This is a genomic window from Massilia phyllosphaerae (genome assembly GCF_034659755.1).
Lineage (GTDB): Bacteria > Pseudomonadota > Gammaproteobacteria > Burkholderiales > Burkholderiaceae_D > Telluria > Telluria phyllosphaerae.
This window is the reverse complement of sequence record NZ_JAXSQX010000001.1, coordinates 524,789-539,738: the sequence shown is the minus strand read 5'-3', so window position 1 is coordinate 539,738 and position 14,950 is coordinate 524,789. Positions and strand designations below refer to the sequence as shown.

Annotated in this window: 14 protein-coding genes; 7 read left to right on the top strand and 7 right to left on the bottom strand. The window is 65.8% G+C overall.

Annotation, left to right across the window (positions count from 1 at the left end; genetic code table 11):
* Window positions 1-152 precede the first annotated feature (152 nt).
* The 4 genes from U1H99_RS02425 to U1H99_RS02410 all read right to left on the bottom strand — a co-directional run bounded on the left by U1H99_RS02425 (window position 153) and on the right by U1H99_RS02410 (window position 3,355).
* Entirely contained in the window at window positions 153-359 is a 207-nt protein-coding gene (locus U1H99_RS02425; protein ID WP_323140180.1) for a hypothetical protein, read from the bottom strand.
* An 86-nt stretch (window positions 360-445) separates the two neighbouring features.
* On the bottom strand, window positions 446-1,351 hold the full coding sequence (xerD, locus tag U1H99_RS02420) for a site-specific tyrosine recombinase XerD (RefSeq protein ID WP_323140179.1): 906 nt from the start codon (window positions 1,349-1,351) through the stop codon (window positions 446-448).
* Window positions 1,324-1,854 (bottom strand): methylated-DNA--[protein]-cysteine S-methyltransferase, encoded by a 531-nt coding sequence (locus tag U1H99_RS02415; RefSeq protein WP_323140178.1) that lies wholly within the window; start codon window positions 1,852-1,854, stop codon window positions 1,324-1,326. Before U1H99_RS02415 ends, xerD begins: the two co-directional genes overlap by 28 nt.
* 478 nt (window positions 1,855-2,332) lie before the next feature.
* Window positions 2,333-3,355: a TRAP transporter substrate-binding protein gene (locus tag U1H99_RS02410; RefSeq protein WP_323140177.1), complete on the bottom strand. Its 1,023-nt coding sequence runs from the start codon at window positions 3,353-3,355 to the stop codon at window positions 2,333-2,335.
* 116 nt (window positions 3,356-3,471) lie between these two features.
* Between U1H99_RS02410 and U1H99_RS02405 the strand changes: the two genes are divergently transcribed.
* From U1H99_RS02405 to U1H99_RS02395, 3 genes are all read left to right on the top strand, one after another.
* A complete protein-coding gene (locus tag U1H99_RS02405; protein ID WP_323140176.1) occupies window positions 3,472-5,463 on the top strand; it encodes a two-component system sensor histidine kinase NtrB in 1,992 nt (663 codons plus the stop codon).
* Between the two features lie 61 nt (window positions 5,464-5,524).
* Window positions 5,525-6,139, top strand: coding sequence for a response regulator transcription factor (locus U1H99_RS02400; RefSeq protein WP_323140175.1), 615 nt, complete (start codon window positions 5,525-5,527; stop codon window positions 6,137-6,139).
* Window positions 6,140-6,222: 83 nt separating this feature from the next.
* Window positions 6,223-6,660, top strand: a complete 438-nt coding sequence (locus U1H99_RS02395) for a DUF3052 family protein (RefSeq protein ID WP_323140174.1) — start codon at window positions 6,223-6,225, stop codon at window positions 6,658-6,660.
* Here U1H99_RS02395 and queG read toward each other — a convergent pair.
* Window positions 6,634-7,749, bottom strand: coding sequence for a tRNA epoxyqueuosine(34) reductase QueG (queG, locus tag U1H99_RS02390; RefSeq protein ID WP_323140173.1), 1,116 nt, complete (start codon window positions 7,747-7,749; stop codon window positions 6,634-6,636). The two genes, U1H99_RS02395 and queG, sit on opposite strands and share 27 nt — an antisense overlap.
* Before the next feature lie 58 nt (window positions 7,750-7,807).
* Here queG and tsaE point away from each other — a divergent pair, with 58 nt between their 5' ends.
* Genes tsaE through U1H99_RS02375 form a run of 3 tightly spaced genes read left to right on the top strand, consistent with a single transcriptional unit; the run spans window position 7,808 to window position 10,633 of the window.
* Complete coding sequence (tsaE, locus tag U1H99_RS02385) at window positions 7,808-8,293, top strand: tRNA (adenosine(37)-N6)-threonylcarbamoyltransferase complex ATPase subunit type 1 TsaE (protein ID WP_323140172.1); 486 nt, start codon at window positions 7,808-7,810, stop codon at window positions 8,291-8,293.
* Window positions 8,257-9,726 carry an N-acetylmuramoyl-L-alanine amidase gene (locus U1H99_RS02380; RefSeq protein WP_323140171.1) on the top strand — a complete coding sequence of 490 codons (1,470 nt, stop codon included), beginning with the start codon at window positions 8,257-8,259 and terminating at the stop codon, window positions 9,724-9,726. The genes tsaE and U1H99_RS02380 overlap by 37 nt, the downstream gene beginning before the upstream one ends.
* Window positions 9,727-9,784: 58 nt before the next feature.
* Window positions 9,785-10,633, top strand: a complete 849-nt coding sequence (locus U1H99_RS02375) for an aldose epimerase family protein (RefSeq protein WP_323140170.1) — start codon at window positions 9,785-9,787, stop codon at window positions 10,631-10,633.
* Between the two features lie 145 nt (window positions 10,634-10,778).
* On the opposite strand, the gene U1H99_RS02370 is transcribed toward U1H99_RS02375, so the two are convergent.
* Together U1H99_RS02370 and U1H99_RS02365 are read right to left on the bottom strand one after the other, a co-directional pair.
* The gene (locus U1H99_RS02370; protein WP_323140169.1) at window positions 10,779-11,885 is read right to left on the bottom strand and encodes a carbonic anhydrase; all 1,107 of its coding nucleotides are present in this window, start codon (window positions 11,883-11,885) and stop codon (window positions 10,779-10,781) included.
* 138 nt (window positions 11,886-12,023) lie between these two features.
* Entirely contained in the window at window positions 12,024-12,668 is a 645-nt protein-coding gene (locus U1H99_RS02365; RefSeq protein WP_323140168.1) for a VTT domain-containing protein, read from the bottom strand.
* Window positions 12,669-12,809: 141 nt separating this feature from the next.
* Here U1H99_RS02365 and mutL point away from each other — a divergent pair, with 141 nt between their 5' ends.
* Window positions 12,810-14,852 (top strand): DNA mismatch repair endonuclease MutL, encoded by a 2,043-nt coding sequence (gene mutL, locus U1H99_RS02360; RefSeq protein WP_323140167.1) that lies wholly within the window; start codon window positions 12,810-12,812, stop codon window positions 14,850-14,852.
* The last annotated feature ends 98 nt before the right edge of the window (window positions 14,853-14,950 follow it).

The following is a 14,950-nucleotide window of genomic DNA, read 5'->3' as shown; positions in this document are numbered from 1 at the left end:
CGTTAGCTGCAAAACGTCGCCCCTGCGCAGGCAGGGGCCCAAGTTCGGCGCGGGCCGCCAGCGTATGCGGCTGATTGCTCGCAAAACTTGGGCCCCTGCCTTCGCAGGGGCGACGGATTTCAGGCCAACAATTAGAAAACCTTCACGTCCATTCAAGCCGGATCCCGCTCCCCCTGCCCCACCGGCTCCGCCTCGACCTGCGCCTCGCCAGCCTCGGAAGCCTCCCCAACCGCCTCGCCCGCCTCCCCAGGCCCCTTGTGCAGCTTGGCCTCCAGCTTGCGCTTTGCCTTCTCGTCCGCCTTGCGCTTCTTTTCCAACTCGCGCTGCCGCTTCTCGTACTGGAAATTCGTCCTGGGCATAATTACCTCGAGCATGTCAATGGGACCCGGTTGGGAAAACTCCTACCGAACCATTATGGGGCACGCCGGTGGCCGGGCCTTGAGATTTATCCGCGCGGGTGGTGCTGGGCGTGCAGGTGTTTCAGGCGCTCGCGCGCGACGTGGGTGTAGATTTGCGTGGTCGAGATATCGGAATGGCCCAGCAGCAGTTGTACGACGCGCAAGTCGGCGCCGTGGTTCAGCAGGTGGGTGGCAAACGCGTGGCGCAGCGTGTGCGGCGACAGCGGCGCGGTGATGCCGGCCCGGGCCGCATGCTTCTTAATGACGACCCAGAACATCTGGCGCGTCATGGCGCCACCGCGGCCGGTGACGAACAGGGCGTCGTCGACCTGGCCGTCGAGGATCTGGCCGCGCGCCTCCTTGAGGTAGCGTTCCAGCCAGTGGCGCGCTTGCTCGCCGAAGGGCACCAGCCGCGTCTTGCTGCCCTTGCCGGTAATGCGCAGCACGCCGTCGTTCAGGCTCAGCTCGACCACTTTCAGGGTCACCAGTTCCGATACGCGCAAGCCGCTCGCATACATCAGTTCGAGCATGGTGCGCTCGCGCAGGCCCAGCGGCGTACTCACGTCCGGCGCATTCAGCAAGGCCTCGACCTGGGCTTCGCTCAAGGTGTGCACGAAGCGCGCCGGCTGCTTCGCCGATGCCATCTTCAGGCAGGGATCGCTGCTGATGCGGCGTTCGCGCAGCGCCAGCTGGTAGAAGCGCTTCAGCACCGACAGGCGCCGGTTGGCCGAACTCGGTTTCGATTCCTCGTGGCGGTCGGCGAAATAGGCGGCGATATCCTGCGGTTGCACCGCGTGCAGGTCGGCGCGTTCGGGACGCTTGGCCTGCAGCCAGCGCGCGAACAGGCGCAGGTCGCGCCGGTAGGCGTCCAGCGAGTTCTTCGACAGCCCGTGCTCGAGCCAGAGCGTGTCGCAGAACGCGTCGATCAGGGGAAAATCGGCTGTTGTTGCCATGGCATGTCGGTGGCGAGCGCGCCTTCGTGGCGCAGCAGCCAGCGCTTGACCGAGAGGTGGAAGCCGTTTTCGTCGTCGTGGCTGGCAAAGCCGCCCAGGCCGCCGGCCGCGGTCACGCGGTGGCAGGGAACCACCAGCGGGAACCAGTTGGCGCCGCAGGCCTGGCCGACCGCGCGCGGATGCGATTCCAGCAGCTTGGCGAGCTGGCCGTAGGTGCGCACGCTGCCGCGCGGGATCGCCGCGATCATGTCCCACACGCGGCGCTGGAATGCGGTGCCGGCCGCGTGCAGCGGCAGGTCGAAGCGGTATTCGGGATCGGCAAAATAGCACGTGACCTGCGCGGCAGCCTGTTCGGCGACGGCGTCGAGCGGCGCCTTTTCCTGGTAATGCGGCGGCAGGTAGACCAGCTCGCGCAAACTGTCCTGTTCGGTACGGATACCGATGGCCCCGAACGGCGCGGCCGTGATGGCGCTGAAGATCTCGCTGCCCTGTTGTGTATTCATCAGCGTAGTGTAAAACCCCGTCGGCGCTGCGACAAGAGCCGACGCCCGCCGATAGATGCACAGGCGAAAAAAAAAGCGCACCCTGGGGTGCGCTTCAATCTGGTTCACGTTCCCGGCCGCTCGGTCGTGCCGGCAGCATCATGTAAAACGTGTGTCTCCTCCAAACTTTTTTCCGGTGAATGTATGCGATGTACTTGTGGTACCGCCATTACCGCTTTTTCTACCTCTCCCCAACATGTATCCGGTACCTCTTCCTTACGCACCAATGTAGTGCTGAAGGTGCTCCATCATAACGCATCCGCATAAGAAAGAAATACATTTCTATATACATTCACGGAATATATTTCAGCTATAACCAACTCAAAAACAACAGAAAGTGGGCTCAGCCGGCATTTCATTGCTGACAAGAAATTTAGCAATCGAAAGTGTCAAGCCAGATCGTCCATCCTCATGCGGCATGCGTATAAACGGTGCACGATCAACGGTTCGCGGCCGTGGTCCGGTTGATCGATTCGATCAGTTCCGGCCCGATGCGCCCTTCCATCTGCTTCTGGACCGGCAGCAGCGCCCGGCGCCAGGCAGCCTGCTGTTCCGGCGTGAGGGTGTAGACGGTGGTCTTGCCGGTCTTGCGGATCGTCTCGAGCGCGCGCTCGTTATCACGCTGGGCTATGGCTTTTTCATAGGTCGTGGCTTCGCGCAGCGCCCCTTCCAGCTGCGCACGAATGTCGCGCGGCAGACCATCCCAGAACTTCTTGTTGACGATCACGGCATACCCCAGGTAACCGTGGTTGGACACCGTCACGTGTTTCTGCACCTCGTTCATGCGCTGGGTCAGCATGTTCGACGGCGGGTTCTCGGTGCCGTCGACCACGCCCGACTGCAGCGCCGGGTAGGCTTCCGAAAACGCCAGTACCTGGGGCGCCGCGCCCAGCGCGCGCATCTGGGCGTCGAGCACCTTGGAACCCTGGATACGCATGCGCAGTCCGCGGAAGTCGGCCGGGTCGTGCAGCGGCCGGTTGGCCGACATCACCTTGAAGCCGTTGTCCCAGTAGGCCAGCCCGGTGAGTCCTTTCGATTCCAGCTTGCGCAGCAGGCTGCGCCCGATCGGACCCTCGGTCACCGCGTTCAGCGCGGCCTTGGTGGGGAAGATATAAGGCAGGTCGAAGGCTTCGAATTCCTTCACGCCCAGTGGCCCGAACTTGGCCAGCGACGGCGCCAGCATCTGCACCGCGCCCAGTTGCAGGGCTTCCAGTTCTTCCTTGTCCTTGTAGAGCTGGCTGTTCGGGTAGACTTCGACCTTGACCCGACCCCGCGTCATCTGTTCGGCCAGCACCCGGAAACGCTCGGCCGCCAGGCCCTTGGGCGCACCCGGCGCGACCACGTGGCTGAACTTGATGACGATGGGGGCCTGGGCACGGGCGCTGCCGGTGCCGACCGCGGCACAAAGGCCGATAATGATGGGCAGCGAGGCCAACGCGGCCAGGGCGGCTTTGATCCGCATGATCTTTCCTCTGACTGAAGCAATACAGGTATATTCTGAAGCTGGCCCCAGTGTGCCGTTTCCCGGACGCCGCCGCCATCGTGGAAAACCGCAAGGCGGGCAGCAATGCAATCGATATGAAGAATCCATTTACGACGCCTCGCCCCGTTCCCGAAGGCCCCTGGCGCTGGCTGGTGCCGGTGCTGCTGGTGCTGCTGTTCCTGCTGGTGCTGCTGTGGCTGCCCTGGCAGGCGCGCCAGATGGAAGCCAACGAGCGCCAGGAACAGCTGATCGCCGACACCCTGTGGGTCGAGCAGACGCTGCGCTTCGAACTGGCGCGCAGCGAAGAGGCGCTGGCCACGCTCGGCGCCGACCTGGTGGTGGAAGCGCCGGCAGCGAACGTGCTGCAGGCGCGCCTGGCGCAGATGTTCAAGAACGGCCACGAACTGCGGCGCGTGGTCTGGCTCGGCCCCGACGGGGGCGTGCGGGCGCTGCGCGGCATGGAATTGCCGGCCGCCGGCCTGACCGAATCCTCGCGCGAGGCGGCCGAGATGGCGCGCACCACGCGCGCCGGCCGCTACAGCGAACCGTATGGCGCCACCGCGGCGCTGCATGGCCTGGTCGACTTCCACCTGCCGCTGTACCGTGCCGGCACCTATGCCGGCAGCCTGGTCGCCACCTACAACCTGCAGACCCTGCTCGACGAAAACGTACCCTGGTGGTTCGCCCAGGACAACGCGCTGTCGCTGCTCGACCGCGACGACCGCGTCGTGGCGCAGCGCGCCGCCGGCGGCCCCGGACGCGGGATCTATACCCACAAGCGCGCGCTCGACCTGCCCGGCTCGCAGATCGTGCTGGCCACCGACAGCGTCAAGGGCGCGCCGAAGCTGCTGCCGAACCTGCTGGTGGGTTCCGTGATCGTGCTGGCGCTGGGGCTGGTGCTGTCGCTGGTCGCGCTGTGGCGCCACATCGCGCGCACCATCGCCGCCGAGAACGCGCTGCGCCAGCAGATGGCCTTCCGCACCGCGATGGAAGATTCGCTGCTGACCGGCCTGCGCGCGCGCGACCTGGAAGGCCGCGTCACCTACGTCAACCCGGCCTTCTGCCGCATGGTCGGGTTGCCGCCGGAGGAACTGCTGGGCAAGAAGCCGCCGATGCCCTACTGGGCGCCGGAAGCCATGGCCGAGTATGAACAGCGCTTCCGCAAGGTGCTGGCGGGCCAGGCCACGCCGCAGTTCGAGACCGTGTTCCAGCGGACCGACGGGGTGCGCGTGCCGGTGCTGATCTTCGAGGCGCCGCTGGTCGACAACCACGGCCGCCATACCGGCTGGATGAGCTCCGTGCTCGACATCACCGACCGCAAGCGCGCCGAGGAACTCAGCCGCCAGCAGCAGGAAAAACTGGAAACCAGCGCGCGCCTGTCGACCATGGGCGAGATCTCGTCGATGCTGGCGCACGAGCTGAACCAGCCGCTGGCGGCGATTTCCAGCTACACCGCCGGCGCCCTCAACGTGCTGAACCGGGCCAACGCGGATGAGGGCAGCGCACCGGGTGCAGCGCCGGCGCTGGACATCGGCATGCTCAAGCGCGCGCTGGAACAGGCGAACACCCAGGCGCGGCGCGCCGGCCAGGTGATCCGCAGCGTGCACGAATTCGTCAAGAAGCGCGAGCCGCACCGCGAGAACGTGGCGATGCAGCAGGTGGTCGACGGCATCCGCGCGCTGATCGACATGCAGGCGCGCCAGAGCTACGTAACGCTGCAGGTCGACTTCCCGCCCGCGCTGCCGCCGGTACTGGCCGACCGCGTACTGCTCGAGCAGGTGCTGCTGAACCTGACGCGCAACGCGATCGAGGCGATGCAGGACATCGCGCCCGAGCGGCGCCTGCTGCGCATCACGGCGCAGGAAACCGACGCCCAGGTGGCGGTCTCGGTCATCGACAATGGCCACGGCATCGCGCCCGAAGTGGCCGAGCGCCTGTTCTCGCCCTTCTTTTCGACCAAGGCCGAAGGCATGGGCATGGGCCTGTCGATCTGCCGCACCGCAATCGAATTCCACGGCGGGACCCTGAGCCACGCCGACAATCCGGGCGGCGGCACCGTCTTCACATTTGCCCTGCAAAAAGCATGAGCGCCCGCCGCCAGGCAAACGCTGCGCTAAAATAACCGCCCAATAAAAGGAGATCCATCGCATGCTGCACATCGTCGACGACGAAGACGTCATCCGCGACGCCCTCGAATGGCTGGCGCAATCGCGCGGGCTGGCGGCGCGCGGCCATGCCGGCGGCCAGGCCTTTCTCGATGCCCTCGGCGAACAGGCGCAAGCCGCCGACGGCGCAGATGGCGCCAGCGGTGCGAGTGGCGACTGCGTACTGCTCGACGTGCGCATGCCCGGCATGAACGGCATCGCCGTGTTCGACCAGCTGGTCGCGCGCGGCCTGCTGGCGCGCCTGCCGGTGATCTTCCTGACCGGCCACGGCGACGTGCCGATGGCGGTCGACTCGCTCAAGCGCGGCGCCTTCGACTTCTTCGAAAAACCGTTCAACGACAACCAGCTGATGGACCGCGTGGAAGAAGCCATGGCGGCCTCGCGCAAGGCCGCCGGCGCGGCCGCGGTGCGTGCGCGCCTGGCGACCTTGTCGGCGCGTGAACGCGAAGTCCTTGACCTGATCCTGGCCGGCAACATGAACAAGGTCGTGGCCGACAAGCTCGGCATTTCCATGCGTACGGTGGAGGTGCACAGGGCACACATCTTCGACAAGATGCAGGTCAAGACGGCAGTGGAATTGGCAGGGTTGTTGAAGTAATCTCGTCTACGGAACAGGCGCGCACAACAGGTTGTTGCCTCCAAGCTTTTCGCAAGTTCGCTTGTAAAATCATTGCACCCCCGATGGCCCCACTGGCCCTGCAAGAAAAATTCTTTAGGGAAGAACAGATGAGCGAAAAGACGATTGCAGACAAGATGTTTTTGCGGACGGCGAAATCGATGTTGATCTTGAACGGGGGCGTTCACCCCGGCATGGTCTCGCAAATGCCGCCCAACCTGATCAAGAATGATCAAGGTAAAGCTGACGACCGAGTAGACGTGGTATTGCTGTTCGCAATGAACCGCAAGGAACTCGAGCAGTATTTCCCGATCGCCAAGGAACGCATGGGCGACAAGGGGTCGCTGTGGGTGGCGTACCTGAAGCAGACCGCTTCCAAGGCCACCGATATCAATCGCGACTCGATCAATGCCTATGCAAAGGAAAACGGTATCACAGGTGTGGCGATGATCTCGATCGACGGCGACTGGTCGGCGCTACGCATGAAGCGCATCGAGCTGTAGCACGACCCCGTGGCGCGCCAGCGCCCAGGCCACGTGCTCGCGCACCAGCGCCGACGGATGCGCCGCGCGGGCTTGCAGGGTGGCCACGATGGCCGGGTCGCCCGGGCGCTCCGCCGCTGCGTTACCGAGTCCCACCGCCAGGTTGCGCAGCCAGCGCTCATGGCCGATGCGGCGGATCGGACTGCCCTCCATGCGGCGGTTGAATTCTTCCTCTTCCCAGCTGAACAGTTCCACCAGGCTCGCTGCGCCAAGGCCATTGCGCTCGTCGAAGTCGGGCAGCATGCCGCGCTGCGCGAACTTGTTCCACGGACACACCAGCTGGCAATCGTCGCAGCCGTAGATGCGGTTGCCGATCAGCGGCCGGAATTCTTCCGGGATGCTGCCCTTCAGTTCGATCGTCAGGTAGGAGATGCAGCGCCGCGCATCGAGCCGGCCCGGCCCCAGGATGGCGCCGGTCGGGCAGGCGCCGATGCAGGCGGCGCACTGGCCGCAGTGGGCGCCGGTAGGTTCATCGACAGGCAGCGCCAGGTCGACCAGGATCTCGCCGATGAAGAAGGTCGATCCGGCTTCACGCGACAGCAGCAGGGTATGCTTGCCGCGCCAGCCGAGGCCCGCTTTTTGTGCCAGCGGCAATTCCATCACCGGCGCCGAATCGGTGAACACGCGGTAGCCGTATGCGCCGATGGCCGCCTTGACCTTCTCGGCCAGCGCCTGCAGGCGGTTGCGCAAGACCTTGTGGTAATCGCGTCCGCGGGCGTAGACCGAGACCACGGCCGCCTGCGGATCCTGCTGGCGCAGGCGTTCGCGCGCGCGCCAGTCGTCCGCCGTGGCGCGCGGCAGGTAGTCCATGCGCGCGCTGATCACGCGCACCGTGCCGGGCACCAGTTCGGCCGGCCGGGCGCGCTTCATGCCGTGGCTTGCCATATAATCCATCTCGCCATGGTGGCCTGCGTCAAGCCAGGCTTGCAGCCCCGCTTCCGTATGCGCCAGATCAATGTCCGTGATGCGGACGTCGGCAAAGCCGAGTTCGGCGCCCCATGCCTTGATGGCGTGCGCGAGTTGGTCGAGGTCGGGAGAAGCGTCGGACATGGCGGGAAAGTTGACAACACGATGCGGAGCAAGCGTCCGCAACACACTATTTTAATTGATGCAGTCCATAAGAACTTATCTTCCTGATGAAGACGCGACCCGTGCCCTGGGCGGCGCCCTGGCGCGCGCACTGGAGCCGGGCCTGGTGCTCTACCTGCACGGCGACCTCGGCGCCGGCAAGACCGCCCTCACGCGCGCGCTGCTGCACGCGGCCGGCCACCAGGGCGCGGTGAAAAGCCCGACCTATACGCTGTCGGAACCCTACCGCATCAGCCTCGGCGGCCAGCCGGTCGACCTGATCCACTATGACCTGTACCGCATGTCGAGTCCGGAAGAATTCCTGGACGCCGGCTTCCGCGAAGATTTCAATGGTCACAACATTTGCATCGTCGAGTGGCCGGAAAAAGGCGAGCCGGTGTTGCCGCCACCCGACGTGAACGTGTTGCTGGAAGTCAGCGGGCTCGGGCGTACTGTAGAATTGCAGGCGTTGTCCGACTTGGGCCTGCTATGCCTCGAACGCCTGCACTACCCCCCGACTCCCTGATTCCCGATTCGCCGACGCGGCGCACCGCCCTGAAAAAAGGCGGCACGCTGCTGCTGTCGGTGCTCGCCCCTGTCCTGCTGCCGACCGCCGCCATGGCCGCCCAGATCATGGCCGTGCGCGTCTGGCCGGCCGACGACTACACCCGCGTCACGCTGGAAAACGACGGCGAGCTGAAGACCACCCATTTCATGGTGCCCGACCCGCCAAGGCTGGTCGTCGACATCGATGGCCTGGCCCTCAACGACACCCTGAAAAGCCTGGTCGCCAAGGTCGAATCGAACGACCCCTACATCAAGCAGGTGCGGGTCGGCCAGAACCGCCCGAACGTGGTGCGCCTGGTGTTCGACCTGAAGGAAACCGTCAAGCCGCAGGTGTTCACGCTGGATCCGGTGGCCGGCTACCGGCACCGCCTGATTTTTGATTTATATCCTCTCAAGCCGGTCGATCCGCTGACGGCGATGATCGACAAGGAAAAGTGGAGCGGCAGTGAAGTCGCGGCCGCCACCCCGACGCCGAGTGCCCAGCCGGGCGCCCCGAGCGTCGGCCAGGTCGGCCCGGCAGCCGTGGCCCAGCTGGAAGCCGACGCCGCGCGCGCCGGCACCACGCCGGCCCAGCCGCAGCCGAGCACGCCGCAACCGCCGGCCGCGGTCCGAAACCAGGCGCAGGCAAAGGCACAGGCACAGGCGGAGGCTCACCCGAAGGCCGCGCCTGGCCAGAAGGTGGCGCGCATGGTCACCATCGCGCTCGACCCCGGCCATGGCGGCGAGGACCCGGGCGCGACCGGCGCCACCGGCGTGCACGAAAAGGACATCGTTCTGTCGGTCGCCAAGCGCCTGAAGGCCAAGCTGGAAGAGTTGCCGAACACGCGCGTGATGCTGACCCGCGACGCCGACTTCTTCGTGCCGCTCGGCCAGCGCGTGGAAAAAGCGAGGAAGGTGCAGGCCGACCTGTTCGTGTCGATCCACGCCGACGCCTTTGTCCAGCCGAGCGCGCGCGGCTCGTCGGTGTTCGTACTGTCGGAAAAAGGCGCCAGCTCGAGCGCCGCGCGCTGGCTGGCCAACGACCAGAACAAGGCCGACCTGATCGGCGGCACCAACTTCGCGTCGCACGACAAGGATATCGCCAGCGTGCTGTTCGACCTGTCGACCACGGCCCAGATCAACGACAGCCTCAAGCTGGGCAAGGCCGTGCTGTCCGAGATCGGCGGCATCAACCGCCTGCACAAGGGCTCGGTCGAACAGGCCGGCTTTGCGGTGCTGAAGGCGCCCGACATCCCCTCGATCCTGGTCGAGACCGCTTTCATCTCGAATCCGGAAGAGGAAGCGCGGCTGAAGGACGACGGCTATCAAAATCAACTGGCCGACGCGATCACCAAAGGCATCAAGCGCTACTTCGCGTACAATCCGCCGCTGGCGAAGAGCCGCATGACTTGATCCGATGGCGTGGTTGCCGCGCGTGACGACTCCATTGGCTTTACCTGAGGAGAGGCCCGTGAGCGCAACCACCACGCAGTTTGGGCAATTGCCCGCTTTACAACTTCGTGCGCCCGACGGCGCCGAAGCGACCATCACCCTGTATGGTGCCCACCTGGTGTCATGGAAAACCCCGCCCAGCCCGCAGGCCAGCGCGGCCGGCGCGGTGGGCTTGCAGGCACCTGCCGCGCAGGAACGCCTGTTCCTCAGCACCCTGTCCACGCTCGACGGCAGCCGCGCAATCCGCGGCGGCGTGCCGGTGATCTTTCCCCAGTTCGCCGAACGCGGCAGCGGCATGCGCCACGGCTTCGCGCGCGTCAGCACCTGGCGCGTGCTCGAGTCGGGCGAGCAGGACGGCGCCGCATTCGCCGTGCTGGGCCTGTCGCAGGCCGACCTGGCGCCCGCGCTGGCGGCCGCCTGGCCGGCGCCGTTCGAACTGTCGCTGCGGGTGACGGTGGGGGCGCAGTCGCTGGTCCTCCAGCTCGAGGTGCGCAATACCGGCACCGAGGCCTTCCCCTTCTCGGCCGCGCTGCACACCTATTACCTGGTCGAAGACGTGGAAGCGGTGCGCATCGACGGCGTGCAGGCCGAGACGCTGGCGATTACCGACAAGCTGGACCAGGTGTTCGAGGGGATCGCCGGCAACATCGTGTTCGATACCGGGGCCGACAAGCTGGGGCTGCAGCAGAGCGGCTTTACCGATGCGGTCGTGTGGAATCCGGGGGCGGCCGATGCGGCGGCGCTGAACGACATGGACGATGAAGAGTACCGGCGGTTCGTGTGCATCGAGCCGGCCTTGCTGGGGCCGCAGGTGCTGGAGCCGGGCGGGAGCTGGCGGGGGGAGCACCGGGTTGTCGTGTCGGCTTGATGGTGCGCCGACTCCACCTGAATCGTTAACTTGTAACCGTCGCCCCTGCGCAGGCAGGGGCCCAAGTCCTGCTTGCGATATCGAGATGCCGGCAAACTTGGACCCCTGCCTTCGCAGGGGCGACGGTGGCTGCGCTAAGCCAGCCTCAGTTCGACTCCTTGATCATCCGCCCCGCCGTCGACTGCAGCGGCCGCGCATTCAGCGGATACAGCCGCGAAAACAGGGCCATCTGCGCCGGTGACGCCTGGCGCGGCTGCTTGAACACCATCCACAGCACACCCTCGGTGCACGGCGGTTCGCTCAGGGAACCCATGTAGGTGAAATACTCACGCTTTTCCGGCAGCGCATCCATTGGGTCGATCACGATCGCCGGCGACACGGTCTCGTTCTTTTCCAGCGGCAGGTTGTCCCAGACCGTCTGGATCAGGCCGTGCGGCTGGCCGCGCTCGAGCAGCACGGCGACGATCGCGATCTTGCCGTCGGCGCTCTTGTGCACCATGTGCATGACCATTTCCGTGCCCTTGCCGTTGATTTTTTCCTCGGACGGACGGTGAAAGTGGAATTGCTGCAGTTCGTAGGTCTGGTTGCCGACCGTGATGAAATTGCCGCTGCCGACGTCGACCTGGATCGTGCGGCCATTGTTGATCTCGCTGAACGAGGACGGGTGGTAATCGAAGCTGATCTGTTCCAGGTTGACCTTGATGCCGTCGCGCAGGTCGATCGGCGACTGGCGGTTGCCGGTGGCGCACTTGGCCCAGCCGTCGTTGATCTTCGACCAGTTGGCCGGACCGAGTTCGCCCTCGTAGGACCAAGCGGTGCCGCGCTTCGGTGCGGCGGCAGCCGTGATCGCCGCGGCGGCGGCGGCGACGGCGGCCTGCTCTTCCTGCTTGCGGCGGGCATCGGCCACCTTCCTGGCACGGGCGGCCGCGCCGGCGCGCGCCTGCTGGCGCTCGCGCAACTCGGCCAGGCGCTCGGCGATCTTGGAGGACAGCGCGACTTCGGCGTCCTCTTCCTTGGCGCTGGCAGCAGGCGCAACGGCCGCAGCGGCAGGCCCGGCAGCAACCTTGGCATCGGCGGCCGCCACCAGCTTCTTGACCGCGTCGGAAGACGACGTCTTGGCGCCGGCCGGCATGGAAGCCGACGCCGGTTTCGAGATGGAGGCCGCGAGCTTGGCTGCCGCGGCGGCAGGATCGTTCGCGCTTGCGCTCATGGCGACGCAGCAGCAAGCGAACAGGGCGATCAGGTTACGCATGGGATTCCAGTAATGAAGCAGTCCATGCTTTAACGGGTTGCCGTAGGCAAACTTGAGGGCCGCGCGCCCCGTAAACGCACAGCGCGCCGTCGATGCGGCGCGCTGGCTGACCTGATAATGTCGAGGTGTTATCGGGTGTTATCGGCTCAACATGCGGCGCCCGAACTTGTAGATGCCACCCAGCGCCAGCGGCACGATCGCGGCGCCGACGCCGATCAGCACAATCGCGGTCAGGTGGTCGCGGATCACCGGGATATTGCCGAAGAAATAGCCGGCGGTCACCAGACCAGCCACCCACAGCACGGCGCCGGTGATGTTGAACATCTGGAACCGGGTATGGGTCATGTCGGACACGCCGGCCACGAACGGGGCAAAGGTACGCACCACCGGCACGAAACGCGCCAGGATGATGGTCTTGCCGCCATGCTTTTCGAAGAAGTCGTGGGTGCGTTTCAGCGCATCCTTGTTGATCCAGCGGTAGTCATGGGTGAACATGCGCTGGCCGATGGCTTCGCCGATGTGATAGTTCAGGGTATTTCCGGCGACCGCGGCCAGGATCAGGAGCCCCATCAGCAGCGGATAACTCATCTCGCCGGTGGCGCAAAAGGCGCCCGCGATGAACAGCAGGGTGTCGCCGGGGAAGAAGAACAGGACAACCAGGCCGGTCTCGCAAAACACGATGGCGAACAGCACTGCGTAGACATAGACGCCGTATTGGCTGAGCAACATGCCCAGGGTTTTATCGACATGAAGAATCATGTCGAAAAATTGCATGAAATCCATAGTAGTCCTAAACGGTAGCGCAGCATCATACCACCAGTCAGCCCCGCGAAATGGCCGAAAGCACAACTTAAGCAACAGAATCGCGACACCCCGCGATGGGCCCCGGTTTGCGCTGGCGCACGCCGAGCTATAATGTGTCGGATGAACGCTCCGGTCCCTACCCATCGCCCGATCCAGCAGCTGCCCGATCAGCTGATCTCGCAAATCGCCGCCGGCGAGGTCGTCGAGCGGCCATCGGCCGTGGTGAAGGAGCTGCTCGAGAACGCGCTCGACGCCGGCGCGACCCAGGTCACGATCCGTCTCGAGGAAGGCGGCGTCAAGCGCATCGCCATCACCGACAACGGCAAGGGCATCCCGCCGGAAGAGCTGCCGCTGGCGTTGGCGCGCCATGCGACCTCCAAGATCGCCTCGCTGGCCGAACTGGAAAACGTGAACACGCTGGGCTTCCGCGGCGAGGCGCTGGCCTCGATCGCCTCGGTGGCCGCGGTATCGATCACCTCGCGCACGGCCAACGCCCCGCATGCGTGGGAAATCGTCGGCTCGCACCTGGGGGTGGTAGCGCCCTCGTCCGGCGCCTTCGGCAGCACGATCGACGTCCAGGACCTGTACTTCAATACGCCGGCACGCCGCAAGTTTTTGAAATCCGAGCAGACCGAATACGGCCACTGCGCCGAAGTCGTGCGCCGCATCGCGCTGGCGCGGCCCGACGTCTCGTTCAGCCTGACCCATAACGGCCGCACCATCGACCACTGGAACGTCAGCGAAGCCGCCAAGCGCAGCGCCCAGATCCTCGGCAACGATTTCGCCGAGGCGCGCCTGGCGGTCGAGGAAGCCGCCGGCCCGCTGCGCCTGCAGGGCTACGTCGGCTTGCCGACCGCCTCCAAGGCGCGCGCCGACGGCCAGTTCTTCTACGTGAACGGCCGCTTCGTGCGCGACAAGCTGCTGGTGCACGCGGTGAAAGCTGCCTACGAGGACGTGCTGCACGGCGACCGCTTCCCGACCTATGTGCTGGCGCTCGAACTCGACCCGGCGATGGTCGACGTCAACGTGCACCCGTCCAAGATCGAAGTACGCTTCCGCGACAGCCGCGCCGTGCACCAGTTCGTGTTCCACGCGGTGCAGCGCACGCTGGCCCAGACTTCGGCAACCGCCCATGGCAATGCGCCGGCCCCGGTCAGCGCGGCCGAGATCACGGCGTCGCGCACCTCGCTCGACAGCATCCTGGGGCGCGGCCCGGGCGGCAACTTCGGCGTCGGCGGCAGCCCGGGTGGCGGTGGTGGCGGCGGTGGTTCCAGCGGCGGCGGCGGCGGCGGCGGCGGCACCCCGGCCTGGCGCCGTCCGTACGAGCAGACGTCGTTCGGCAGCCAGCTGACCTCGACCTTCTCTCCCTCACCCTTCCCGCCCGGCAGCCGCTGGGATGCGCCGGGTGCCGGTACGCCGACCAGCGCCGGCGTACCGCAGCGCACCGACAGCTACGGCGCCCTGTTCAAATCGGACCGCGCAGCGGACGCAGCGGACGCATCGGCCGGCGGCAACGCGGTGCGCGAAGCCGGCCTGCCGGAGACCACGCAGCCGGCCTCCGATGACGACTTCCCGCTCGGCTTCGCGCTGGCCCAGCTGCACGGCATCTACATCCTGGCCCAGAACCGCAAGGGCCTGGTGCTGGTCGACATGCATGCGGCCCACGAACGCATCCTGTACGAGCAGATCAAGAACGCGCTCGACGCCCAGGCCGGCGGCGAGCAGATGCAGGTGCAGCAGCTCTTGATCCCGGTGACCTTCTTCGCCGATGCGATCGAAGTCGGCACCGTGCAGGAAAACCAGGACACCCTCAAGGCGCTCGGCTTCGACATCGCCGCGCTGTCGCCGACCACCCTCGCCGTGCGCGCCGTGCCGACGCTGCTGAAGAACGCCGACGCCCAGACCCTGGCGCGCGACGTCCTGCGCGACGTCAGAGAGTATGGCGGCTCGCGCGTGCTGATCGAGCGCCGCAACGAATTGCTCGGCACGCTCGCCTGCCACACGGCGGTGCGCGCCAACCGCATCCTGGCGGTGCCCGAGATGAACGCCCTGCTGCGCCAGATGGAAGCCACCGAACGCGCCGACCAGTGCAACCATGGCCGCCCGACCTGGGTCCAACTCGAGATCTCCGCGCTCGACAAGCTCTTCCTGCGCGGCCAGTAAGGTCGTTCCAGAATGGCCATGGCGTTGTTGCAGCGCCTCGCCGTGCAAGCGCACTGCCTTCGTCGCTGCGCCTAGCCATGCCCATTCTGGAACAACCT

Coding starts and splice junctions, on each gene's coding strand:
- queG (WP_323140173.1), bottom strand. CDS start 7,749: ATGTCCGACGCTTCTCCCGACCTCGACCAACTCGCGCACGCCATCAAG.
- U1H99_RS02365 (WP_323140168.1), bottom strand. CDS start 12,668: ATGGATTTCATGCAATTTTTCGACATGATTCTTCATGTCGATAAAACC.
- U1H99_RS02400 (WP_323140175.1), top strand. CDS start 5,525: ATGCTGCACATCGTCGACGACGAAGACGTCATCCGCGACGCCCTCGAA.
- xerD (WP_323140179.1), bottom strand. CDS start 1,351: ATGGCAACAACAGCCGATTTTCCCCTGATCGACGCGTTCTGCGACACG.
- U1H99_RS02410 (WP_323140177.1), bottom strand. CDS start 3,355: ATGCGGATCAAAGCCGCCCTGGCCGCGTTGGCCTCGCTGCCCATCATT.
- mutL (WP_323140167.1), top strand. CDS start 12,810: ATGAACGCTCCGGTCCCTACCCATCGCCCGATCCAGCAGCTGCCCGAT.
- U1H99_RS02370 (WP_323140169.1), bottom strand. CDS start 11,885: ATGCGTAACCTGATCGCCCTGTTCGCTTGCTGCTGCGTCGCCATGAGC.
- U1H99_RS02395 (WP_323140174.1), top strand. CDS start 6,223: ATGGCCCCACTGGCCCTGCAAGAAAAATTCTTTAGGGAAGAACAGATG.
- U1H99_RS02405 (WP_323140176.1), top strand. CDS start 3,472: ATGAAGAATCCATTTACGACGCCTCGCCCCGTTCCCGAAGGCCCCTGG.
- U1H99_RS02425 (WP_323140180.1), bottom strand. CDS start 359: ATGCCCAGGACGAATTTCCAGTACGAGAAGCGGCAGCGCGAGTTGGAA.
- tsaE (WP_323140172.1), top strand. CDS start 7,808: ATGCAGTCCATAAGAACTTATCTTCCTGATGAAGACGCGACCCGTGCC.
- U1H99_RS02415 (WP_323140178.1), bottom strand. CDS start 1,854: ATGAATACACAACAGGGCAGCGAGATCTTCAGCGCCATCACGGCCGCG.
- U1H99_RS02380 (WP_323140171.1), top strand. CDS start 8,257: ATGCCTCGAACGCCTGCACTACCCCCCGACTCCCTGATTCCCGATTCG.